This is a genomic window from Pedobacter steynii (genome assembly GCF_900103665.1).
GTDB lineage: Bacteria > Bacteroidota > Bacteroidia > Sphingobacteriales > Sphingobacteriaceae > Pedobacter > Pedobacter steynii.
The window spans coordinates 909312-932597 of sequence record NZ_FNGY01000003.1 but is presented as its reverse complement, the minus strand read 5'-3'; the positions used below and the strand labels follow the sequence as shown (position 1 = coordinate 932597).

The 23286-nt window shown below is 40.4% G+C and carries 23 protein-coding genes; 10 read left to right on the top strand and 13 right to left on the bottom strand.

The annotated features are described in order from the left end of the window. Positions 1-11 precede the first annotated feature (11 nt). Complete coding sequence (locus tag BLQ87_RS12090; RefSeq protein ID WP_074606805.1) at positions 12-599, bottom strand: TetR/AcrR family transcriptional regulator; 588 nt, start codon at positions 597-599, stop codon at positions 12-14. A gap of 253 nt (positions 600-852) precedes the next feature. Next, positions 853-1533: a (d)CMP kinase gene (gene cmk / locus BLQ87_RS12085; RefSeq protein ID WP_074606804.1), complete on the bottom strand. Its 681-nt coding sequence runs from the start codon at positions 1531-1533 to the stop codon at positions 853-855. 81 nt (positions 1534-1614) lie between these two features. On the opposite strand from cmk, the gene arfB reads away from it, so the two are divergent. Beyond that, on the top strand, positions 1615-2025 hold the full coding sequence (gene arfB / locus BLQ87_RS12080; protein WP_074606802.1) for an alternative ribosome rescue aminoacyl-tRNA hydrolase ArfB: 411 nt from the start codon (positions 1615-1617) through the stop codon (positions 2023-2025). Positions 2026-2037: 12 nt separating this feature from the next. Here the strand turns inward: arfB and BLQ87_RS12075 are convergent, their stop codons facing one another. From BLQ87_RS12075 to lon, 3 genes are all read right to left on the bottom strand, one after another. Then, positions 2038-3000: a lipid A deacylase LpxR family protein gene (locus BLQ87_RS12075; protein ID WP_074606800.1), complete on the bottom strand. Its 963-nt coding sequence runs from the start codon at positions 2998-3000 to the stop codon at positions 2038-2040. A gap of 63 nt (positions 3001-3063) precedes the next feature. After that, positions 3064-3573: a hypothetical protein gene (locus tag BLQ87_RS12070; protein WP_074606799.1), complete on the bottom strand. Its 510-nt coding sequence runs from the start codon at positions 3571-3573 to the stop codon at positions 3064-3066. Between the two features lie 39 nt (positions 3574-3612). Then, positions 3613-6084, bottom strand: coding sequence for an endopeptidase La (gene lon, locus BLQ87_RS12065; protein ID WP_074606798.1), 2472 nt, complete (start codon positions 6082-6084; stop codon positions 3613-3615). A 379-nt stretch (positions 6085-6463) separates the two neighbouring features. On the opposite strand from lon, the gene BLQ87_RS12060 reads away from it, so the two are divergent. After that, positions 6464-7090, top strand: a complete 627-nt coding sequence (locus BLQ87_RS12060) for a tetratricopeptide repeat protein (protein ID WP_074606796.1) — start codon at positions 6464-6466, stop codon at positions 7088-7090. A gap of 64 nt (positions 7091-7154) precedes the next feature. Here BLQ87_RS12060 and BLQ87_RS12055 read toward each other — a convergent pair whose 3' ends face one another. The 4 genes from BLQ87_RS12055 to gpmI form a co-directional block, all read right to left on the bottom strand. Beyond that, positions 7155-7544, bottom strand: coding sequence for a response regulator (locus BLQ87_RS12055; RefSeq protein ID WP_074606794.1), 390 nt, complete (start codon positions 7542-7544; stop codon positions 7155-7157). A gap of 66 nt (positions 7545-7610) precedes the next feature. After that, on the bottom strand, positions 7611-8831 hold the full coding sequence (locus tag BLQ87_RS12050) for a PAS domain S-box protein (RefSeq protein ID WP_176832992.1): 1221 nt from the start codon (positions 8829-8831) through the stop codon (positions 7611-7613). Between the two features lie 311 nt (positions 8832-9142). Continuing rightward, positions 9143-9676: a hypothetical protein gene (locus BLQ87_RS12045; protein ID WP_083361816.1), complete on the bottom strand. Its 534-nt coding sequence runs from the start codon at positions 9674-9676 to the stop codon at positions 9143-9145. Then, the gene (gpmI, locus tag BLQ87_RS12040; protein ID WP_074606790.1) at positions 9676-11196 is read right to left on the bottom strand and encodes a 2,3-bisphosphoglycerate-independent phosphoglycerate mutase; all 1521 of its coding nucleotides are present in this window, start codon (positions 11194-11196) and stop codon (positions 9676-9678) included. The genes BLQ87_RS12045 and gpmI overlap by 1 nt, the downstream gene beginning before the upstream one ends. Positions 11197-11346: 150 nt before the next feature. Between gpmI and BLQ87_RS12035 the strand changes: the two genes are divergently transcribed. The 4 genes from BLQ87_RS12035 to BLQ87_RS12020 are packed head-to-tail and all read left to right on the top strand — an operon-like array spanning position 11347 to position 14161. Beyond that, positions 11347-11739 carry a DUF4783 domain-containing protein gene (locus BLQ87_RS12035; RefSeq protein ID WP_074606788.1) on the top strand — a complete coding sequence of 131 codons (393 nt, stop codon included), beginning with the start codon at positions 11347-11349 and terminating at the stop codon, positions 11737-11739. 36 nt (positions 11740-11775) lie between these two features. After that, on the top strand, positions 11776-12618 hold the full coding sequence (gene nadC, locus BLQ87_RS12030) for a carboxylating nicotinate-nucleotide diphosphorylase (protein WP_074606786.1): 843 nt from the start codon (positions 11776-11778) through the stop codon (positions 12616-12618). A gap of 52 nt (positions 12619-12670) precedes the next feature. After that, positions 12671-13318 carry a glycerol-3-phosphate 1-O-acyltransferase PlsY gene (gene plsY, locus BLQ87_RS12025; protein WP_074606784.1) on the top strand — a complete coding sequence of 216 codons (648 nt, stop codon included), beginning with the start codon at positions 12671-12673 and terminating at the stop codon, positions 13316-13318. A 12-nt stretch (positions 13319-13330) separates the two neighbouring features. After that, on the top strand, positions 13331-14161 hold the full coding sequence (locus BLQ87_RS12020; RefSeq protein ID WP_074606782.1) for a M48 family metallopeptidase: 831 nt from the start codon (positions 13331-13333) through the stop codon (positions 14159-14161). A 46-nt stretch (positions 14162-14207) separates the two neighbouring features. On the opposite strand, the gene BLQ87_RS12015 is transcribed toward BLQ87_RS12020, so the two are convergent. The 4 genes from BLQ87_RS12015 to BLQ87_RS12000 all read right to left on the bottom strand — a co-directional run bounded on the left by BLQ87_RS12015 (position 14208) and on the right by BLQ87_RS12000 (position 19639). Further along, on the bottom strand, positions 14208-15461 hold the full coding sequence (locus tag BLQ87_RS12015) for an anthranilate synthase component I family protein (protein WP_074606780.1): 1254 nt from the start codon (positions 15459-15461) through the stop codon (positions 14208-14210). A 94-nt stretch (positions 15462-15555) separates the two neighbouring features. Further along, a complete protein-coding gene (locus BLQ87_RS12010; RefSeq protein WP_074606778.1) occupies positions 15556-16833 on the bottom strand; it encodes an adenylosuccinate synthase in 1278 nt (425 codons plus the stop codon). A gap of 40 nt (positions 16834-16873) precedes the next feature. After that, the gene (locus BLQ87_RS12005) at positions 16874-17365 is read right to left on the bottom strand and encodes a Fur family transcriptional regulator (RefSeq protein ID WP_073233751.1); all 492 of its coding nucleotides are present in this window, start codon (positions 17363-17365) and stop codon (positions 16874-16876) included. Positions 17366-17428: 63 nt separating this feature from the next. Further along, positions 17429-19639, bottom strand: coding sequence for a RelA/SpoT family protein (locus BLQ87_RS12000; protein ID WP_074606775.1), 2211 nt, complete (start codon positions 19637-19639; stop codon positions 17429-17431). A 346-nt stretch (positions 19640-19985) separates the two neighbouring features. Between BLQ87_RS12000 and BLQ87_RS11995 the strand changes: the two genes are divergently transcribed. The 4 genes from BLQ87_RS11995 (at position 19986) to BLQ87_RS11980 (ending at position 23284) form a co-directional block, all read left to right on the top strand. Continuing rightward, complete coding sequence (locus BLQ87_RS11995) at positions 19986-20606, top strand: DUF4294 domain-containing protein (RefSeq protein WP_074606773.1); 621 nt, start codon at positions 19986-19988, stop codon at positions 20604-20606. A gap of 3 nt (positions 20607-20609) precedes the next feature. After that, positions 20610-21107 carry a glutathione peroxidase gene (locus tag BLQ87_RS11990; RefSeq protein ID WP_074606771.1) on the top strand — a complete coding sequence of 166 codons (498 nt, stop codon included), beginning with the start codon at positions 20610-20612 and terminating at the stop codon, positions 21105-21107. 24 nt (positions 21108-21131) lie between these two features. After that, positions 21132-21848: a bacillithiol biosynthesis deacetylase BshB1 gene (gene bshB1 / locus BLQ87_RS11985; protein ID WP_074606995.1), complete on the top strand. Its 717-nt coding sequence runs from the start codon at positions 21132-21134 to the stop codon at positions 21846-21848. Between the two features lie 74 nt (positions 21849-21922). Next, positions 21923-23284, top strand: coding sequence for an acyl-CoA dehydrogenase family protein (locus BLQ87_RS11980; protein ID WP_074606769.1), 1362 nt, complete (start codon positions 21923-21925; stop codon positions 23282-23284). The last annotated feature ends 2 nt before the right edge of the window (positions 23285-23286 follow it).

Sequence of the window (23286 nt, the reverse complement as noted above, 5' to 3'; positions counted from 1 at the left end):
TTTGCTTTTATTTATCGGAAAATGGTTTCAAAAATTAATTCTTTTCTTTCTTCCATTAGTTTTGCGTATTCGTCATCATTCATGCCAAAAATGGCTTGCTGTAACGGAGCGGTAATCAGAGGGTGCGCCATCAGGGAGAACAAATTGATAATGAACTGTCTAGGGTCCATTTTTCTAAGTTCTCCATTGTCCATTTCCAGCTGGATTTCCTCGATAAAGCTCTTCACTTTATTCACCCTGGATCTTTTGGAATAAAGCACCAGATCTCTGTTCATTTCGGTGATGATGAAAAGCTGACGATAGGGATATTGAGTAGTTTCCTCAATAAATACGTTGATCAGATTCCTGATTTTCTCTTTAAAGGGCATACTGGATTCAAAAACCTCGTCCAGTGTCGAGGAGAAGACCTCCTGTGCCTCATTAAATACCTGATCGAAGAGAATGTCACGGGAGCGGAAATAGTAATTCACCAGGGTGCGGTTTACCCCGGCTGCATCAGCAATTTCCTGCGTTGTTGCATGTAATTTGCCCTCGGCAAAAAACAAATGCTTGGCCGTGTCTCTAATTAATTGTTCTGTACCTGTATCTCGGGTAGACATATACTTTTTAGTTTGACAAAATTGTTAAACAAAAGTATTAAACGTATTTTTTACTTAAAACATCGAATTGTAATGTTTAGGTAATCTGTCCTTTTGTAACTGAATATTGACAGAAAAACAATGATAAGAGGGTTGTTTAAGAAAAAATAAATACCAGGAATGGTAAAATTTACTGAATACATCAAAACGGGATGTTTAAGAAAAGCATCCTTTGAGGAGAGGGGAGATAGAAAAAGGAGAAGGGGAAATCTACTTATTCCGGGAAATGGAGCTTCACTTGTTCAATCGCAAAATCAAGTTGTTCCTGCTCTGTAATTTCCGTATTATCTAAAATTACGGCATCTTCTGCTCGGGTTAGCGGACTCTCTGCACGGGTCGTATCTAAATAGTCACGGTGTGCAATGTTGTCAAAGACATCTTCCATAGTGGTTGTCAGATCTCCTTTACTTTGCAATTCTTTGAAACGACGTTCTGCACGAATCTTTGGATCTGCTGTCATGAAGAATTTAATCTGCGCATCCGGGAATACGGTGGTGCCGATATCACGGCCGTCCATGACGATGTTTTTTGATTTTCCCATGCGTTGTTGCTGCTTCACCATGTCTTTGCGGACAAATTTGTTTGCAGCAACTTCACTTACATTTTCAGAAACCGGCATTTGCCTGATTTCATCTGAAACTTCTTCTCCGTTTAAAGTGATGTGCGACTGATAATCCCTGGAATGGAAATTCAGTTCAATATGCTGAAGGGCATCTTTGACCGCTTCAGTATCCGTCATGTCTACATGATTGCGAATGAAATAAAGCGTTACTGCACGGTACATCGCACCGCTGTCTATATAAATGAAACCTAGTTTTTTTGCTAATGCTTTCGCCAATGTACTCTTTCCACAAGATGAATAGCCATCTATAGCTACAACCAGGTTTTTTCTCATATAGTGCAAAGGTAATATTTTAGGGAATTGTTTTAAATCATTTTTTATTTGTCACCGGTTTTCTTTATTACTTTTGCAGCTATGTTACCTGTTAAAGAAGATATCGTTAAAGTAGTGACCTTTAAAACATCCCGTAGTGGTGGAAAAGGCGGACAAAATGTAAATAAGGTTTCCAGTAAAGTAGAGCTGATCCTCCATATTGATTCTGCCGGGATTTTTACGGAAGAAGAGCGTGAGCTTTTGCATGAGCGGCTTGCCCATCGCCTGGATCAGGAAGGAAACCTGCATATCGTGTCGCAGGAAGATAGAAGCCAGCTGATGAATAAAGAACGCACGATCCTTAAATTGATCGCCCTGCTCAAATCAGCACTGCACATTCAGAAAAAAAGAAAGCCTACGAAAACCCCTAAATCGGTAATTAGAAAAAGATTGGCAGATAAACAATCCGTATCCGCAAAAAAGGAATTCCGTAAGCGTCCTTCTCTTGATTAAACAATATAGCGGTTAATTAAACCGGTAAAACATACTGATCGTGCCATATTGGTGCGCTTTGGCACTGCTCTTTACTTCTTTGGTTTTAAACAACATGCCAAAATCAAAGGTAAAACGCTGACTGCTGTAATTAAATCCTAGCTGCTGTGCAAAAACCACTGGTTTTGCTCCAAAGGTTACCGGACTTTTATCATTAAACATACTCCCTTGTATCGTCGCATCATAAGCGACAAAGTTAAGCTGCGGTTTGGCATAGAAGAACAGTTCGCTATTCACCAATCCTTTCGTCTTTGAATTGTTTCCGATCATCGAATTGGTATAAGCAGCATTAAAAAGCTGGTTAATTCGGCCAGCCCTGAATAAGATGCCTGCACCAGCACCACTAAAGGTTGTTCCTACATTTGCATAACCTTCAAAGGAGAAATCTGCGGCCTTGCTGTCAAAGCGGTGTAATAACCGTGTGTATTTTGCGGAAAGATTAACTTGCATTTCTTCTTTAATCTGATAGTCCCAGCCTTCAAGTTTATAGAAGCCAACAGTATTGTGCAGGACTTCCTGTCCCTTTTCGGCAAGGGATGCCGGACCAGTTACACCAATTTGCACACCGGCTTTTAAAATACTTTCATTCTTATAAAACCAGTTCATGGCTCCTTCAGCGTACAGATACCCTGCAAAAGGGCGGTCTTGCTTTGCCGGGTCTGGTGCCGAACCTGAGTAAGGATTGTACATTTTTTGACCAACAGCAATTTCATAAGTTTTCTTTTCCAGCTTTTCGCTGAGCTTTTGCTGATCTAAAGCATGACGAAAGTTAATAAACAAGCCATTGGTGTAATATCTATCCGAGCCCTGAAGTAAATAGGAATCGTTATCGCTGCTAAAGCCAAATTCATTTTTGAAGGTTTGTGCGTCGGCTGAATTTACAGCAAGCAGATAGATCAGAGAGAAGGGGAGAAGTACTTTATTTAATGCTTTCATTATTATTTTTCTAAAAAAAAACTCCGGCAGATTTGCCGGAGTTGAATATCGTATTTTTTATTCTTAAAAAGTATAACCAAGACTCAGACCACCGTAATAAGGTAAAAAGAAATCTTTGCTGAACACAGGACTTAAACCTGCACGGAAGGAGAAGCCACTATCTTCCGGTTGAACCCGGTAAAAGAAACTCATTGTTCCAACCACATTACTTTCATTCTTGTTGAAAAGTACCTCAGCATCACCGCTGGTCGAAATATACGTTGCACCAAGTCCCAGTTCGAAGAATTTGTTCCCTTTTCCAAGCAGGTAGTTTAAGGAAAGCGGAACAGTAGTCACTTTGTCTCCGTCAACAGAGAAGTAACCAATACCGGCTCTACCGCCTAAACCATCTCTCTTATTGAAAAAACGGGAGTCATAGTTCGCAGTAAAAGTTAAACCCTGACCGCCAAGTTCAATGAAGATGTTCTGTGCCCTTGCAGTAACAGGTGCAGTTGTGGTGCTCTGCTGTGCGAAAAGGGACTGTACACTTAGCACTGCTAACAGCAGACTAAAAACTAATGTTAATTTTCTCATTTTTGTTTGTTTGGTGGCGCAATATTAAGAAAAAACAACTTAGTTTGCAATCGGCTTAATTTTTACACTAAGGTCCTGTGCATTTTTCACTTTCTCCTTTGTTAAGGCCAGCTCAATCACTTCCTTCATCTCAGAAACATAATGGAAGTTTAAATCTTTGATATAACTTTCCTTGATTTCCAGGATATCCTTTCTATTGGATTTACATAAAATGATGTCTTTAATATTGGCACGTTTTGCCGCCAGAATTTTCTCCTTAATGCCTCCTACAGGCAGTACTTTCCCCCTTAGCGTGATCTCACCCGTCATCGCCAGGTTTGATTTTACTTTACGCTGGGTAAAAGCGGAAGTCAATGCCGTTAGCATCGTAATCCCCGCAGATGGTCCATCTTTAGGTGTTGCTCCCGCAGGAACGTGCACATGGATATCCCAATTGTCAAACAAGGCATAATCGATGTTAAACAAGTCTGCATGGGCGCGTAAATAAGCCAGCGCTATCACTGCCGACTCTTTCATCACCTCCCCCAGGTTTCCTGTCAGGGTTAACTTTCCTTTACCAGGACTTAAGCTGGCTTCAATGAACAGAATATCACCACCTACCTGTGTCCAGGCAAGTCCCGTAACTACACCGGCAACTTCATTTCCTTCGTAAAGGTCTTTGTCGTAAATCGGCGCACCTAAAATGCGTTCCACATCCTCTAGAGTCAGGTTAGGTTCATAACTTTCTTCCATGGCAATCTTAGTCGCCACACCACGAACCAGTGATCCTATCTTTTTTTCCAGACCCCGAACTCCGGATTCTCTGGTATAATCTTCAATCACTTTCTCAATTAAAGCGCTTTTCAGATTGATGTCTTTTGTTTTGATCCCATGTTGTTCCTTTTGCTTAGGCAACAGGTATTTTTTTGCGATCTCAATTTTCTCCTCTATGGTATAACCGTTCACTTCAATGATCTCCATACGGTCCAATAATGCCGGCTGGATGCTGCTTAATGAATTTGCAGTCGCAATAAAAAGTACATTGGAAAGATCATAATCTGCTTCTACATAATGGTCATTAAAGGCACTGTTTTGCTCAGGGTCTAAAACTTCCAATAAAGCAGAGGAAGGGTCCCCTCTAAAGTCAGAACCTACTTTGTCAATCTCATCCAGTACAAATACAGGGTTCGCTGCTCCAGCCTTTTTGATAGACTGAATAATACGGCCTGGCATTGCACCAATATATGTTTTTCTATGGCCGCGGATTTCAGCTTCATCTCTGATACCTCCTAATGCCATCCGTACATATTTACGGTTTAATGCTTTCGCGATAGATTTCCCCAATGAAGTCTTACCAACTCCCGGAGGGCCTACCAGACAAATGATAGGGGCCTTCATATCCCGTTTCAGCTTTAGCACAGCCAGGTATTCTATAATACGTTGTTTCACTTTTTCTAAGCCAAAATGATCCTTATCTAATACGCGTTGTGCACGTTTCAGGTCAAAATTGTCTTTAGTGAAATCATTCCATGGAAGGTCTAACAAAAGCTCCAGATAATTGATCTGTACCGAGTAATCCGGCGCAGCAGGATTCATTCTTCCCAGCTTATCCAGTTCTTTGTTGAAATGTTCTTTTACCGGATCGGACCACTTTTTCTTCTTGGCACGAATCTGTAAAGCTTCATATTCCAGATCAGATGAATTGCCACCCAGTTCTTCCTGAATGGTTTTCAATTGTTGATTCAAAAAATAATCCCTTTGTTGTTTATCCAGATCAGTACGAACTTTAGATTGAATCTGGTTCTTTAACTCCAGCATTTGAAGCTCTAAGGTTAACAGCTCCATGACCATCATTGCGCGCTCGCGCTGATTGGTCATTTCCAGCATCTTTTGCTTATCAGAAACATCCGCATTCATATTTGAAGAGATGAAATTGATCAGGAAAGAAGTGCTTTCAATGTTTTTTAGTGCAATTCCCGCTTCACTTGGAATATTCGGCGATAACTGGATGATCTGAGAAGACATCTCCTTGATCGAGGCCACCATTGCTTTAAATTCTTTGTCTGCCTTATGTTTGCCTTCCTCAAATTTGCTGATGGTCACTTTAATATAAGGTTCAGACTGAACTTCTTCAATTAAACGGAAACGCTGTTTTCCCTGAATGATCACGGTAGTGTTTCCATCGGGCATCTGCAGCATCTTAATGATGTGTGCCACGGTACCTACGCTATTCAATTGCTCAAACGTTGGGTCCTCGATAGAAACATCGCGCTGAGAAACAACACCAATGATTTTATCACCTTTGTATGCTTCTTTTATAAGTTTTATGGATTTATCCCTGCCAACAGTAATCGGAATGACCACTCCTGGAAATAGCACGGTATTCCTTAATGGAAGAATTGCTAGGATCTCAGGAGTCTCTTCATTATTCATTTCATCTTCGTCTTGTTGAGACATCAAGGGAAAGAATTCTGTATCTTCATTTATGATGGGTAGTGCATTGCTAAAATCAAAATGATCTTGTTTACTCATTTAAGTAAGTCTTTCTAAAATAAAAACGACAATCTGACAGCATGTCGTTTACGAAATTATTAATTATATTGAACTATCCATATTTTCAACTCTTGTGCCAAAACACTGATACCTTCTTTTCCCTGTTAAAAAGTCAGGGCTATTTCCTTCGGGGCTTAAAAACAGGTCTGATTGTCTGCTGTTTCTTTGGGAAAAAGAACAATAATTTCTCCCCTCATCATATTTTCAATTATTTAGCGTTTAAAAGGAATATTTGTAAATGGTATGATAGTTGCCTAGAAATATCTTTATCCCAATAATCCTAATAAATACGTTTTGTAGATTTTATTAGGGTATTGAACTAAATCTAAATATATTTATTTTTTTTAAATAAAACTTAATGAAGTATTCCAAGCAAGTCATCTTATTATTATTTGTCTTTTCTACCCAGCTGAGTATCGCACAAAGTAGCGGTTATGATAAATTGGGTATGGATGCCATGATGAAACGCGATTTTAAAGGTGCGGTAGGACAATTAGAAAAAGCAGATACAAAAAATCCTAACAATCCAATTGTATTGAAAATGTTAGGGTATTCTTATTTCCAGTGTGGTGATTTTGAAAATTCAATCGCAACCTATAGCCGCTTAATTGCCTTGAAACCCTCAGATAATTCTGCCTATTACTATAGAGGTAAGGCCAGGTTAAATGTAGCCAATGATCCTAAAGAATCTTTAAATCAAATCAGAGAGAGCTTCTATCTTTCTGCAATTAGAGATTTTACTAAAGGAATCGAGATTAACGGGGAAGAAGATACCCAATTGTTGCAGAACAGAGCACTGGCCTATAAAGATTATGGTATCTATAAATCTTATAAGATCAAGAAATCAACTGAAAAGGCTGCTGTAGTCGCTTTATTCAACAATTCAATTGCTGATTTTCAGAAGGTATTGGTTGTTCAACCTTTACGTAAAGACATCATTTCTTTAATCGATTATGTCAAAGCGCAGATATCGAGTTTAAAATAGAGAAATTCTGGCATCAGAAAAGGGTGTTGCTTTTGTTCAGACAAAAGCAACACCCTTTTTTTATTTATGCTTCTTCAAAGATTTCTACAAACTTTGAACGGCTTAATGGCTTGGTGAGAAAATCTGTGACCACAGGAATGCCCTGCGAACGTTCCAGTTCCGAAGGAGAGATGGAAGATGACACAATATAAATGGCGATCTTTTTACTCATCAGAGGTGCCATTTGTTGGTACTTATCCAGAAAGCCCCAGCCATCCAATACAGGCATGTTGAGATCCAGAAATATAATGTCAGGCAATAGTCCAGGCTGATTTGCACTCAGTTCTAAGTCTAGTAAAGCTTTTTGCCCGTCTTCAAAGACGGTGAGGTCGGTACTTAGATTGGCAACCTGTAATGTTTTTCTGGTCAAAAAAACGAATATAGAGTCGTCATCTATCAGATAAAATCTTTTCATTGGAATATATTTATTGGTTCGTTAATCCTTGTGTTTTTTGTTTAATAATTTTTTATTTAGCCCTGTTTATTCTGGCGGGATTTGATTTTCCTCCGCCTGATGAACGATAGACTCAATGGTCTCATTTAATTGCGTCGTGGATTCTTTAAGCATGTATAGTAAATCGATATGATCTCCGTGCGGATTCTGAAGCATCATTTCTGTCAGGCTCATGATATTTGTTAATGGGGCGCGTACTTTATGACTTTGAATCCAGGCGATGTCTTTGAAATCCTGATTTTGTTTCTCAATCATACGTACATAATTGACACGTTTTGATACATCTGTTGCCAATACTAATCTGGCATCAACACCATCTAAACTGACGATATTGGTATCTATTTCTACCGGAAAAGACTGTCCTTCTTTATTCATATGCGTCAATATGCCGGAATAGGTCCGGGTCTTAATCGTGCTGAAGATGTCCATCAGTTTGCTGATTTCTGAAGTCGGCCTTATTTTCGTGATGTTCATCGATAGAAACTCCTCTTTAGAATATCCGTACTTTTTAACAGCGGCATCATTCACCTTTAAGAAATTTCCGGTATTTAGTTCAAAAATGTACATAGGAACTGGATTGGAATCGAAAACATTCCGGTAGTACCGTTCGGAGGCGTCCAGTTTTTTTAACAACATCACCTCCTTTATCCTCGTCTTCTCAAATCCATTCAGGATGCTGCTGATCATAAGGACGCTTACAAAACTGACGAAGATCAGGTTTACTGAATACGCAACCCATAAAGTAAGGTCATAGGTATCCGAGAGTGGGGTGGGAAAAATATGAAATTTAATGACCAGACCAATTCCGATACAGATCAAGGTATTAATGATCAGGGGAATATAGGTTGCCTTTGGTGGAAAAATCATCGCCGTAAAAAAAGTGATGATCAGTAAATAAAGCGCTCCAGGTCCATCAGAACCTACAAAAATCAGGTAAATTAAGGCAATAAGATACAGAAGGATGACCACAATGACCATTCTGTAATCCAGCTCAATTTTTCTATTTATTACAAAACCCATAAGCAATATCACGACAATAACCATAAATACAGGGAAGAATACCCTCCCTGTCATGAATTCATGGATCAGAAAAAGAACCAGTCCAACCAGGCTTACAGGAAGACAATACGTAATTGTATTCCTGAATAACATGACCCGCCAGGAGCTGATCCGGAAAAGTGTAAACTGATTTTCCACCGGAATAACATGTTCAATTGCTTTCCTATATTTTTTCCAGTATAATTTCACTCCTCCCATTTTTTTGAGATCTATTTCAATGACTTTAATATATACCGCTGATATGAATCCATTAAATGAGGAATATATTTCCCGATATCTGTTTAAACAGATATCGCGACATTGTTAAACCAATTCGTTGTAAATCATAAAAGACACGTTCTCAGGCTTGCCAGGCATTTGAACGTTAAAAAAAACGATATCTATCTCTGATAATAGGCCTATTATCATGCCACACCTGCCTTTTATTCAGTTAGCTACTGAACTGGATAAAAGGAGGTTGCAATAAATGGTGTAGGGCTGGAAGCCGGAAGAATTCCAGCCTATTTAAATTTTCCGGTGATCCGGTAATTCTTTGTGGAAAGGAGCCTGATGTTTTGTGTTTTCTTTACCTCATATAAACTGTCAGGGTAATAGCTGAGCGTGTCTGCTGAAGTGTACAATGTGTTGGAATTTCGGATGAATAACTGAAGACCATAAAGCTGACCACTTCGTCGGGTGATGATCAGTTCCTTCACCGGCACCTTTTTATGGTCAGAAGTATACATTTCCTTTTCCCCGGACTTTTTTACCTGGAACAACCCTTTCCAGGCAGCCCTGTTCATGTCCGCATCGGAAAAGGCCGACAACTCTTTCTTCCAGTCCTTGATTTTGATCTCCTTACTTTCTGAAGAATCATTCACCATCACAGTTTTATGAACCGATGGATTTGAGCGGTTTAACCTGTTGCTCTCCTGCTCAATATATCCTTTAAGGTCAAAATAAATATGGGCATTCTTTTGCCCGGCTACTGTGGAATCCCCACAGCTATAGCACAGTAACAAAAGAAAGCCACATAATAAATGATGATATCTCATTATACCAGACAATTACCAGTCATAATAGCCGGTGCAGGAATACCTAATATCTTTAAAATAGTAGGGGCAATATCGCCAAGTTTTCCATCAGCTACAGTTTTATAGTCATTGTCTATCAGGATGCATGGAACCAGGTTCGTGGTATGCGCAGTGTTTACTGAACCATCAGCATTCAGCATATATTCTGAATTTCCATGATCCGCAAGGATGATAAAAGAATATCCGTTTTCAATTCCTTTGTTGACCACAATTTCTGCACAACTGTCTGCAGTCTCTACTGCTTTGACTACTGCTTCGAAAACACCGGTATGGCCTACCATATCAGGATTCGCAAAATTCAGACAAACGAAGTCTGGCCAACCGCTTTCCAGTTCCTTACTGATGGCTTCGGTGATTCCAGCGGCACTCATTTCCGGTTGCAGGTCGTAAGTGGCCACCTTTGGGGAAGGGATCAGAATCCTTTTCTCGTTTTCAAACACGGCCTCTCTTCCTCCGGAGAAAAAGAACGTAACGTGTGGATATTTTTCGGTCTCCGCAATACGGATCTGATTTTTATGATTTTTCTCCAATACTTCACCCAGTGTTTCAGAAAGGTCATCTTTGGTGAAAATCACCTTCACATTCTCGAAGTTCTCATCGTATGTAGTCATCGTCACATAATACAATGGCAATTTGTGCATCTGAAAATCAGGATAGTCATGCTGACTTAGCACCGCAGTAATTTCACGGCCTCTATCTGTTCTGTAATTAAAACAGATCACCACATCATCAGGCTGGATTGTTGCTACCGGACTGCCATCAGCCTGGGTGACAACAATTGGTTTTATAAATTCATCTGTAATACCTTCACTATAGGATTTCTCAATAGCCATTGCCGGATTACTTGTGGCCTGTCCAATGCCTTTAGTTAAAAGGTCATAAGCCAGTTTTACCCTTTCCCAGCGGGAATCCCTGTCCATCGCATAATAACGGCCAATTAAACTGGCAATCTTGGCGGTAGTACTTTCCAAATGATGATCAAGGTTCTTAATAAAATTTAAGCCTGAATTTGGATCCGTATCCCTGCCATCAAGGAAAGCATGAACAAATACATCTTTTAACCCCTGTTCGGTGGCTGCGTCACATAAGGCCTTCAGGTGATTGATATGTGCATGTACCCCCCCATCAGAAACTAATCCAATGAAATGTACTGCTTTATTGTTTTGTTTGGCATAATTGAAAGCATCCAGCAACACCTCATTCTGATGGAGTGTCCTGTCTGTAATGGCCTTATTAATCCTGCCCAGCTCCTGGTAAACGACTCTTCCTGCACCTAAATTCATATGGCCAACTTCTGAATTGCCCATTTGTCCGGCAGGTAAACCCACCGCTTCACCTGAAGCTTCCAGTTTGGAATTCGGATAGTTTTTAATTAAAGAGTCAAAGAAAGGAGTGTTGGCGGCATATGCAGCATCGGAACTGTCTTGTTTTCCATATCCCCAGCCATCAAGAATAAGTAGGACTAATTTTTTATGATTCATCAGTGAATTGCTTTTAATATCTAACAAATATAAACCTATTGTGTGTTTTTTTTGAGGCAAATTGTAATTCCTCTGTAGTATCTTTGTTTTTTTTAGGCGCCATTAATGGCATAATTTATGTGCAGATGATACATTAGCCATATAGAGAATATGAAGCCCTTACTTTTTTTGACGATCCTGTTTACCTCCCTTTCCTCTTCCGTTGCTACGCAAAGCGATATTATCGACAACTTATCGACTTACTTTAGGAGTGGAAGTTCTAAAGATGTTGCGGGATATTTCTCTTCTTCTGTCGAATTAATCATAATTGATGAAGAGGATGTCTACTCAAAAGCACAGGCTGAACAAATTTTAAGGAATTTTTTTACCAAATACCCACCCGTAAAATCTTCGGTTATTCACCTCATTAATGCAAACCCTAATTTCAGATTTGGCATCCTTTCTTTACACACCAAGAATGGAAAATTCAGGGTTTCTATAACGATGAAAAAGTCTAACAATGCTTTTTTTATTACAGAATTAAGAATAGAGCCCGATAAATAATAGTAAAAATGCTATTTTTGGGTTTAATTATAAGTTTTGGATAAGCAAATCATAGATCAATTCATAAAGAACGCTGTTGCCGAAGATTTAGGCGATGGAGATCATACTTCACTTTCAACCATTCCGGCCAACGCACAAGGCAAAGCAAAATTGCTGATTAAAGAGGATGGAATCATTGCAGGAGTAGAACTTGCAGTGGAGATTTTCAACTATATAGATGCGAAACTGGTAACTGAGGTGATGATCACTGATGGTTCAGAAGTTAAATATGGCGATATCGCACTTACGGTTTCCGGAAGTACACATTCTATTTTATTAGCTGAGCGTCTGGTTTTAAACTGTATGCAGCGGATGAGTGGGATTGCCACAAAAACAAACCGCATCGTTGGCCTGCTTACTGCTTACCCTACTAAATTATTAGATACACGTAAAACCACGCCAGGTCTGAGATATCTGGAGAAATGGGCCGTTCGTATAGGTGGTGGAGTAAATCACCGCATCGGTTTATACGACATGATCCTGATCAAAGATAACCACGTGGATTATGCAGGCGGGATCTCTAATGCAATAAAAGCAGCAAACCAATACCTGGCAGATAAAGGAAAAGAACTGCAGATAGAAATCGAAGTGAGAAACCTTTCTGAGCTAAATGATGTTTTAACTACAAGAGGGGTAGACAGAATCATGCTCGACAATTTTAGCTTCGCTGATTTAAAAACAGCTGTAAACCTCATCGATGGCAGATTTGTTACTGAAGCTTCAGGTGGAATCACCGAAGAGAATGTAGTCGAATATGCAGCTTGTGGAGTAGATTTTATATCTATGGGTGCTTTGACCCATTCTGTCAAAAGTTTAGACATGAGCTTAAAGGCATGCTAAAAACCATAATTCATCAGAATTTGATTCTGTTTTTTTACTATAATTGTAGTTAATGATTTCGGTCTATTCTATATCAGCAGTAATTTTAGCATATCTATTTGGGTCTATACCGACAGCGGTATGGCTCGGACAAGCATTTTACGGTGTCGACGTCAGGGAATACGGAAGTGGAAATGCAGGAGCAACCAACACTTTCAGGGTTCTTGGAAAACGTGCAGGGCTTGCCGTAATGACCATAGATATTGCCAAAGGTTACACTGCAACTAAACTTGCCTACTTTATAGGTCTATCCGTTACCGGTCCTCAGAATTCTTCTCAGTTTATCAACTATGAACTTGCATTGGGAGTTACCGCCGTGATGGGGCATTTGTTTCCTATATTCGCCGGATTTAGAGGCGGAAAAGGGGTCGCTACACTTTTTGGAATGATTTTGGCAGTTAACTTTCCTGCAGCGATGCTTTGCGTTCTGGTCTTTGTAGTCGTCTTATTGGCCACTAAATACGTTTCCCTTGGCTCTATATGTGCAGGTTTTACCTTCCCATTGAGCATTGTATTCCTATTTCACTCTTCGGTGAAATCGGAGGTTTTATACGGAATGTGTGTATGTATCCTTATTCTGGTAACTCACCAGAAAAATCTGGAACGACTCCTCAAAGGCAAAGAATCCAAAGTTTACCTGTTTAAGAAGAAAAACAACTAAAACAAAAAATTCATGAAAGCTTTAAATTTAATGGTCATTGCTGCGGCAGCGATGTTTTCGATATCCTCCTGCTCCACAGTTCCCTTAACCGGGCGTAGCAGGCTGAGTTTAATCAGTGAAAGTGAAATGAGAGGCGCAGCCTCGCTTGAATATAGCAAAATGCTGAGAGATCCGGGAACTAAAGTCCTTAATAACGCTGATGCCCAAAGGGTAAAGCGGGTAGGTCAGAAAATACAGGCGGCCATCACCAAATACATGAATGCAAATGGTTATGCCAGTCAGATTCAGGGCTTCGCCTGGGAATTTAACCTGATCGATAGCAAAGAAGTAAATGCATGGTGTATGCCGGGCGGTAAAGTAGCGGTTTATACCGGACTTTTGCCGGTAGCTAAAGACGATGCCGGATTGGCGACAGTAATGGGACACGAAATTGCCCATGCGATTGCACAGCATTCTTCAGAGCGCGCTTCGCAGGCAGCGCTGGCACAAGCCGGTGGAGGTATTCTGGGGGTGGCTACTGCTGGAAAATCTGGTGCAACCCAGGAAATGATCAGCAAGGCCTATGGATTGGGTGCACAAGGTTTTGTATTGTTGCCAAATTCGAGAAAACAAGAGCTGGAAGCTGATAATTTGGGCCTTACCTTTATGGCCATCGCGGGATACGATCCGGCAACAGCGGTAACTTTCTGGCAACGCATGGCAAATGCCAGTAGGGGATCTCAAAAACCACCTGAATTCCTAAGCACACACCCTGCGGATGAAACGCGCATTGCGCAGATTCAAAGGTTATTGCCACAGGCACAACGTTATTATAACTCTCCGACAGGGAAACCGATCAGGTAGTTAAAAATAAATTATAGAGAGAGGCCGTTAGCAAAAACGGCCTTTTTTATTGGGCCAATGTCTGGATAATGGCGGATGCTTTGACCATACATTCTTCATACTCCCCCTCAGGGCTTGAAGCATAGGTGATGGCCCCTCCAACCTGGAAGGATAAATACTTTTCTGTTTCCTGATACAAAATGCTGCGGATGATGACGTTAAAGTCAAACTCTTCTTCCGGACTGATGTATCCTATGGAGCCTGAATAGGCCCCGCGTTTGCTCAATTCATGAGATTCGATCAATTCCATTGCCCTGATTTTAGGGGCACCGGTCATTGAACCCATTGGAAAGGTATTCTTTATGGCATCAATAAAATGTAATTCAGGTTTCAGCTCACAGCTGATGGTTGAGATCATCTGATGTACCTGAGGGAAACTATAAATGCCGAATAGCTCTTCTACTTTTACGGTGCCTTTTACTGCGCTCTTGGTCAGATCGTTTCTAACAAGGTCAACGATCATCACATTTTCTGCCTGCTCCTTTAGGTTATGACTCAATTCTAATTTTACCTGTTCATCGGTTACGCCGTCTGGATGTCTTTTAGCCGTGCCTTTGATGGGTTGTGAGATGAGTTTGTCTTCACGTTTACATAGGAAGCGTTCCGGACTTGCAGAAAGGATATATTGGTCATAAATTTTGAAATATCCGGCAAAGGGGGTAGGAGATACGTTGTTTAACTGATTAAACACCTGTAGTGGATTGATTTCTGCAGGTTTGGCGAAAAACTCCTGACAATAGGTAACTTCATAAATATCGCCCCTTCCAATGTGTTGTTGTAATTCTCGGATCTTTTTAAGATAAGCGGATTTATCGAGCTTATGCTGAATATTTAGTGGATTTCCGTGAGCTGGAACGGCCAATTCTGTTTGTCTGATCTCTTCCAGTATTTCCTGATTCCCAAGGACAACCACAACCTGATCGTTTTTTATTGTAATCAGGTATTTAGGTACAAAAAAGAAGAGTTCAGGGAAATGTAGCCCATCTGGATTCCTGGAATACAATTGTTCCTGTTCATTCTTCAGGTCATAACTGAATAAACCGAACATCCAGGTTTTATGCAAATCATAGAAGGAGCGAAGTGCTTCAAAGGCCTGTCCTGTAGGTATGTTTAAAATCTGTGTTGCCCCCGCAGCAATTACAAAATCGAATTTCCCAAAAGGATCAGGATAGCTGTTGGAATCCAAACAGCAGCAGATGTCAAAGGAAGTGGCCCATTGAAGTGCCTTGCTTTTAAATAACGGTATATCCGGGTGACTCATTTGAGGGCAAAGTTAAAAAAATAATGGGCTGAACCCTGGTTTTATAAACCAAAAAAGGCGGCCATCGGCCGCCTTCTATATTAGAAATTACGCTCTAGTTCAATTCTAAAGTCTGAACCCTGTCTGGTCCAACTGAAAGGTATTTTACAGGTACTGCTAACTCTTTCTCTAAGAAAGCGATATAGTCTGCAAGTTTCGCAGGAATTTCTGCTACTTTATTTACTTTAGTTACATCTGTTTTCCAACCTTCAATCGCTTTTAATACCGGAGTAGGTTTTACTGTAATGATGTCATATGGCATGTAGTCAATGGTTTCACCATTGTGCTCATAATGTGTACAGGCATAAATGGTATCAAAACCATCCAATACATCTGCTTTCATCATGATTAGCTCAGTAACACCGTTTAACATGATGGCATATTTTAATGCAGGCAGATCAATCCATCCGCAACGACGGGCACGACCGGTAGTTGCACCGAACTCATGGCCAACCTGACGAAGGTTTTCTCCAACTTCATTGTCCAGCTCAGTAGGGAAAGGTCCACCACCAACACGGGTACAATAAGCTTTAAAAATACCGTATACATGACCGATTCTGTTAGGAGCAATTCCTAAACCGGTACAGGCACCAGCGGTAGTGGTGTTTGAAGAGGTTACAAATGGATAAGATCCGAAATCTACGTCCAATAGTGTTCCCTGTGCACCTTCTGCCAATACTGTTTTTCCTTCTTTAAGGAATCCATTTACATAATGCTCACTATCTACATGAGGAATGCTTTTCAGGAATTCGATCGCTTCAAAAAATGCAGCTTCTCTTTCCGTCAGGTCATATTCAAAATTATAATGAGAAAGCATCTCTTTATGTTTCTCAACCAGTTTGTTGTAACGGTCTTTGAAATCAGGAAGGGTAGTATCACCAACTCTTAATCCATTACGTCCGGTTTTGTCCATATAAGTCGGACCAATACCTTTTAACGTAGAACCGATTTTGTCCTTGCCCATTTTTTGCTCATTTGCCGCATCCAGTAACTGGTGTGTTGGCAAAATTAAATGTGCTTTACGGGCAATCACCAATTTCCCTTTTGCTACAGGATCATGGCCGGCTGCTTTAAGATTGTCTAACTCTCTTTTCAGAATGATAGGGTCAATAACCACACCATTTCCAATTAAGTTCATTGTTTTCTCATTGAAAATACCTGATGGTATGGTATTTAAAACGAATTTTTTGCCATCAAACTCTAAAGTATGCCCGGCATTCGGACCGCCTTGAAAACGAGCTATCAAATCATATTGCGGACTTAGAACATCAACAATTTTTCCCTTGCCTTCATCGCCCCATTGCAGGCCCAGAAGCACGTCTACTTGCGTCATTATTTAAATTTAAGAATAGAAATATTATAAATTGGATATGTTAACTTGCATGTTTAATGTCGGCATTCTGATTGTTCATTGCATGTTTTGCAGAACAATCGAAACAGCTGCCATAAAGATTAAGAGAGTGATGTTTGATCTCAAACTTTAATAAATCTCCAACCATGCTCTGTATCTGATGGATACGTGGATCGCAGAATTCTACTACTTTCCCGCAGTCAATACAAATGATATGGTCGTGCTGATGATAGCCATATGATTTCTCAAATTGGGCCATATTTTTACCAAACTGATGTTTAGTAACCAGATCACATGAAACTAACAACTCTAAAGTGTTGTATACAGTAGCCCTGCTTACACGATACTTTTGGTTTTTCATGTGGATATAGAGGGTCTCTACATCGAAATGGTCATCTCTGGAATATATTTCTTCTAAGATGGCAAAACGTTCCGGTGTTTTTCTCAGACTTTTATTTTCGAGATAAGCTTCGAATATTTTTCTTACTAACTCGCTGTTGTGGTTTGTAGACATAGTTTTTAAACTCCTTTCAAAGGTACCAATTTTTATATAAATCTGTATGTTTTATTCGTTTTTTTAGGCATCAAAACGGGTAACACCCGTTACACCTTTTACTTCCAGCAGGTTTTTAATCAGGTTGTCTAAGTGCTCTTTATCATTTACAAAGATCATAATTGATCCGTCAAAAATGCCATTATCTGTGTCTACAGTAATAGAACGCATATTTACCTTGAAATCTCCTGAAATTACTTTAGTGATGTTATTGATCAAACCTACATCATCAATTCCGATAATGTGCAATCCTGTTAAAAACGTGAGCTCCTGCTGACGGTTCCATTTTGCTTTCACTACCCGATAACCATAGTTCGCCATCAGCTGTGCGGCATTCGGACAATTCGTGCGGTGGATCTTGATGCCCTCATTAACCGTTACAAATCCAAACACATCGTCGCCTGGAATAGGGTTACAACAGGCAGCAAGGGTGTAGTCTATTTTTTGAAGGTCTTCACCAATCAATAGAATATCAGACTCAGGACCTTTAACACGACTCAGCAATGCTTCAATCTTTTGATTGTCGCTTTTCTCTGAAGAACCCCTGTTCTCGATCTCTTTCTCACTCGCCAGATAATCCTTTAAATCCTTTAATTCGATCTTACCATTGGCAATGTTAATGAACAGTTCCTGTGTAGATGGTAATTTAAAAAAGTAAGTCAGCTTATTCAGGTTGTCCGTATTATAAGTAATCTTTAATGATTTAAGTTTACGCTCCAGGGTTTCTTTACCTTGCTCGGCTATTTTTCTTTTTTCCTCTTTTAAGGACGACTTGATCTTCGATTTGGCTTTCGCCGTAACCACAATGTTGAGCCAGTCCTCTTTAGGCGTCTGTTTACTGGAAGTAATAATTTCTACCTGATCCCCATTCTGTAGCTTATAGGATAAAGGAACAAGTTTATGGTTCACTTTTGCCCCGATACATTTTGCTCCTACATCGGTATGGATCTCAAAAGCAAAATCTAAAGCGGTAGCTCCTAAAGGCAATTGTAACAAAGCCCCTTTAGGCGTAAAGATGAAAATCTCATCCGAGAAGAGGTTCATTTTAAAATCATCCAGGAAGTCTAATGCATTGGCTTCCGGATTGTTCAGCATTTCCCTCACTTTCATGATCCATTGGTCAAGACCATTGTCATTACTCGATTCTTTGTATTTCCAGTGTGCAGCAAAACCTTTCTCCGCAATCTCATTCATTCTTTGCGTACGGATCTGAACTTCTACCCATTGTCCTTTAGGTCCCATCACCGTTGTATGCAAGGATTCATATCCATTTCCTTTAGGAGAAGAAACCCAGTCGCGCAAACGGTCCGGATTCGGACGGTAAAGGTCAGTCACAATAGAATAGGCCTTCCAGCAATCTGCTTTTTCATTTTCCGGATTGCTATCCAGAATGATCCGGATGGCAAAAAGATCATACACCTCATCAAAAGGGATATTCTTGCTCTTCATCTTATTCCAGATCGAGTGGATCGATTTCGGGCGGCCATAAATATCAGCCGTCAGTCCCTGTTCTGCCAGAATCTCATTGATTGGCTCTACAAATCTTTTGATGAATAAGGTTCGCTCTGCTTTTTTCTCGTTCAGCTGAGTGGCTATGTATTTATAAGTATCTGGCTCCAGATATTTCATGGAAAGATCTTCCAGCTCAGATTTAATGGCATATAAACCCAGACGGTGGGCCAGGGGTGCATATAAATAGATCGTTTCCGATGCAATCTTTAATTGCTTTTGCCTCGGCATAAAGTCCATCGTCCGCATGTTGTGCAACCGGTCAGCAAGCTTGATCAGGATCACCCGTACATCATCGGCTAAAGTCAGCAGCATCTTCCGGAAATTCTCTGCTTGTAAAGAACTATTATAATCGAAAACACCGGATATCTTGGTCAGACCATCAATAATCTTTGCTGTTTTCTTTCCAAATTCCCGTTCAATATCCTCCAATGTGATGTCGGTATCTTCTACAACATCATGTAATAAAGCACATACGATCGAAGTGGTTCCCAGTCCGATTTCTTCCGCGGCAATCTGTGCAACAGCAATAGGGTGATAAATATAAGGCTCTCCCGATTTCCTTCGCATATTTTTATGACTTTCAAGGGCCATATCAAATGCTTTCCGGATCTCTTTCTTATCTCCCCTTTGAAGTGTTGGCTTACAGGCACGCAAAAGCGCACGGTATCGCTTCAATATCTCTTGCTTCTCTGCTTCTAAATCAATCACTAATGTGTTCTTCATCAATATATATGGTGTTTTTTCGTAATCTGCTATTTTGTCGGTTGTTCTTCTTGAAATGACACATGAACATACGAATTTACGCATTTATCAGTCCATTGCCGGATACTTTTGTTAATATAAGCTTTTTGTAAAGATCATGTTAGTATATGCAATAATTCCTCCAAATTTAAGTTTGTCATATTAGGCCGGCCAGGCTTCGTTCTTATCGGAGACCAATTTTAAAAGATGCTGGTTTCAATTGTATTATTTACGTCAGGATGATAACGATTTGTTGTTAAAAGATTATCTTAGACATGAAATAAAACTAATATATTATTTTAGCCTTAAATGGAAGAGGTATAAATTTATGAAATTTTACAGGTTATTTTTTCTGTCAATTGTCATTATTACAGGTGCTTCTGCCAAAGCGCAGGAGCGGAGTTCTGTGAAAGTGAGATTTCCCGTATTGGGTAAGAATGACACGATTCGGGTAGCCTCTACCAACGAAGACGGAGAAATGATTCCATGGATCCCACTCAATGAAGTGGTCATCTACGGTTATAGAATATTCAAAACCCCCGAAGATCGTGCTGCCTTTAACCGCTTACGTTACAATGTGATGAAAGTGATGCCTTACGCGCTATATGCGAAAAGAAGGTATGAACAGCTGGAAAAGGACCTCGCGGTAGCCGAAGATAAAAAGCTGCAAAAGAAACTGGTTAAGCAATGTGATAAAGAAATTAAAGACATGTTTAACCGAGAAATCAAAGAACTCACCATCTCTCAAGGACAGATTTTAACAAAGCTGATCGACAGGGAGCTGGGAAGGACCACCTACGAAATCGTTAAAGAAACCAAAGGCGGAATCACCGCATTTTTATACCAATCCGTGGCCAGAGTTGTTGGCCACAATCTCAAAAGTAAATACAACCCATCGGAAGAGCGTGACATCGAATCCATCATTCTTTCTTCCGGGTTTTACCAATAAAATATGTCTGATAACTCAAAAAGTGTACACCAGTTTAAGGTAAAATTGATCAATGGAACAGAAAAGAATCTTTCTGACTATAAAAACAAAAACTTATTAATTGTAAACATTGCTTCTGCCTGTGGCTTTGCGCCTCAGTTAAAGGAATTGCAGCAGCTTAGGGAAGAGCTTAAATCTGAGAACTTTGAGATTCTCGCTTTTCCATCCAATGACTTCGGAAGGCAGGAGCCGCTCGAAGGAGAGGCAATCAATTCTTTCTGCGAACTGAACTACGGGGTTCAGTTTCCTGTATTTGAAAAAATCATGGTCAGGGGAGAACAAGCCCATCCCTTATTTAAATTTCTTGGTGATAAAAAACTCAATGGAAAACTGACCTCCACCCCAAGGTGGAATTTTCACAAATACCTGGTGAATAAAAAAGGAGAAGTGGTGGACTATTTCTTCCCTTTTACCAAACCTTTATCCACTAAAGTGAAGAAAAAAATACAACGCCTGGGCTAAACCCAAAACATTTTAAAGCACATGATGAAGTTAGATATATTAGTCCTTGCCGTTCATCCGGACGATGCAGAATTAGGGTGTTCCGGAACGATTGCCAAACACATTGCAATGGGAAAGAAAGTCGGAATTGTAGATTTTACCCGGGGAGAACTCGGAACCCGGGGTTCCGCAGAAATCAGAGACATCGAAGCCGCAGATTCTGCAAAGATCCTGGGCCTTCATGCACGTGAAAACCTGAAGTTTAAAGATGGCTTTTTTACAAATGATGAAGAACATAAAACCGCGGTAATCAGAATGATTCGTAAATACCAACCGGAAATCATTTTGACGAATGCCCTGCACGACAGACATCCGGATCATGGAAGGGCCGGAGATCTGGCTAATGATGCTTGTTTCTTATCCGGATTGTCCAAAATTTCTACGAATATCGACGGACAGGAGCAGGACGCCTGGAGACCACGTTTAGTGCTTCAGTATATCCAGGACCGTTACATAGAACCTGATATCATTGTAGACATTACACCTTATATCCAAACCAAAATAGATTCCATTAAGGCCTTTAAAACGCAGTTCTTCAATCCTGATCATGAAGAAGCGGAAACTTATATCTCCTCACCTGAATTTTTTGATAGTGTGATCGGCCGTGCCCGTGAATTCGGAAAATCAATAGGGACGACTTACGCGGAAGGCTTTACTTGTCGTAAACTTTTAGGCGTAGACGATCTTTTTAACCTGAGCTAGGCTGATATAACGATCTTTATCGGGTTAGGCCAACAAATTGGCTGTTTTGCTGTTTTTAAAGGAAACAGCAAAACATGGCCAATATCTTCTCCTCCTTAAAAAATGCATATACCCTTTTTAAAACCGTCGATTTTCAGAAGCTGGAAGCACTTTCTAAAAAGGTAGACCTGACTAAAATTGTAGACTCGGTATCCAATCTTGATGAAACCCAGTTACAGGGATTGATGAAGATGATCGGCGGTCCGCATAAGAAAAGAGAACTTCCTCCGATAGAAGGAGATTTTTATCATCTTGGTGATGAAGCCCTGAGTGATGAAGACCGTGCTTTACAGTTGAAAGTGCGCGCATTTCTGGAAAAGGAGGTCAAACCTGTGGTCAATAAATACTGGCTCAAAGCTGAATTTCCTTTTGAACTCATTCCCGGAATTGCAGAACTCAATATCTGCGGCCTTACCTACGAAGGCTATGGCTGTCCCAATAAATCAAATCTTATGGAAGGTATGCTGGCGATGGAAATGGCCCGGATAGATACCTCTATGTCTACTTTTTTTGGGGTACAAAGCGGACTGGCTATGGGCTCCATTTACCTGCTTGGATCTGAAGCTCAGAAACAGGAATGGTTACCCGATATGCAACAGCTGAAACTCATTGGTGCGTTTGGATTAACAGAACCGGAAGTGGGCTCAGGTGTTGCGGGAGGACTAACGACTACAGCAAAACGTGTGGGGAGCAAATGGCTGCTTAACGGACAGAAAAAATGGATCGGCAATTCCACGTTTTCTGATGTGACGATTATCTGGGCAAGGGACCTGGATGATCAGGAAGTAAAAGGATTTTTGGTGCGTAAAGGTACAAAAGGTTTTGCTGTAGAAAAGATGGAAGATAAAATGGCCTTGCGGATTGTGCAAAACGGATTGATCACCCTTACCAATTGTGAGGTGGAGGAAGAAGACCGCCTGCAAAATGCCAATTCTTTTAAGGATACGGCAAAAGTATTAAAGATGACCAGGGCAGGAGTGGCATGGCAAGCTGTAGGTTGTGCCAGAGGAGCCTACGAAAGTGCCTTACAGTATACCCGGACAAGAAAACAGTTCGGAAAACCGATTGCCTCTTTCCAGTTGATTCAGAACCACCTTGTGGAAATGCTGTCTAATCTGACGGCAATGCAGACCCTCTGTTTCCGCTTATCTCAGCTTCAGGATCAAAATCTGCTAACCGACGAACATGCTTCATTAGCTAAAGTATTCTGTTCTATGAAAACCAGAGATGTGGTGAGCAGGGCGAGAGAAGTAATGGGTGGGAATGGAATCCTGCTGGAATATGACGTGGCCCGTTTTGTAGCGGATGCTGAAGCCATCTATTCTTATGAAGGTACGAAAGAAATCAATACACTGATTGTAGGCAGGGCCATCACTGGCTTCTCTGCCTTTGTATAAAT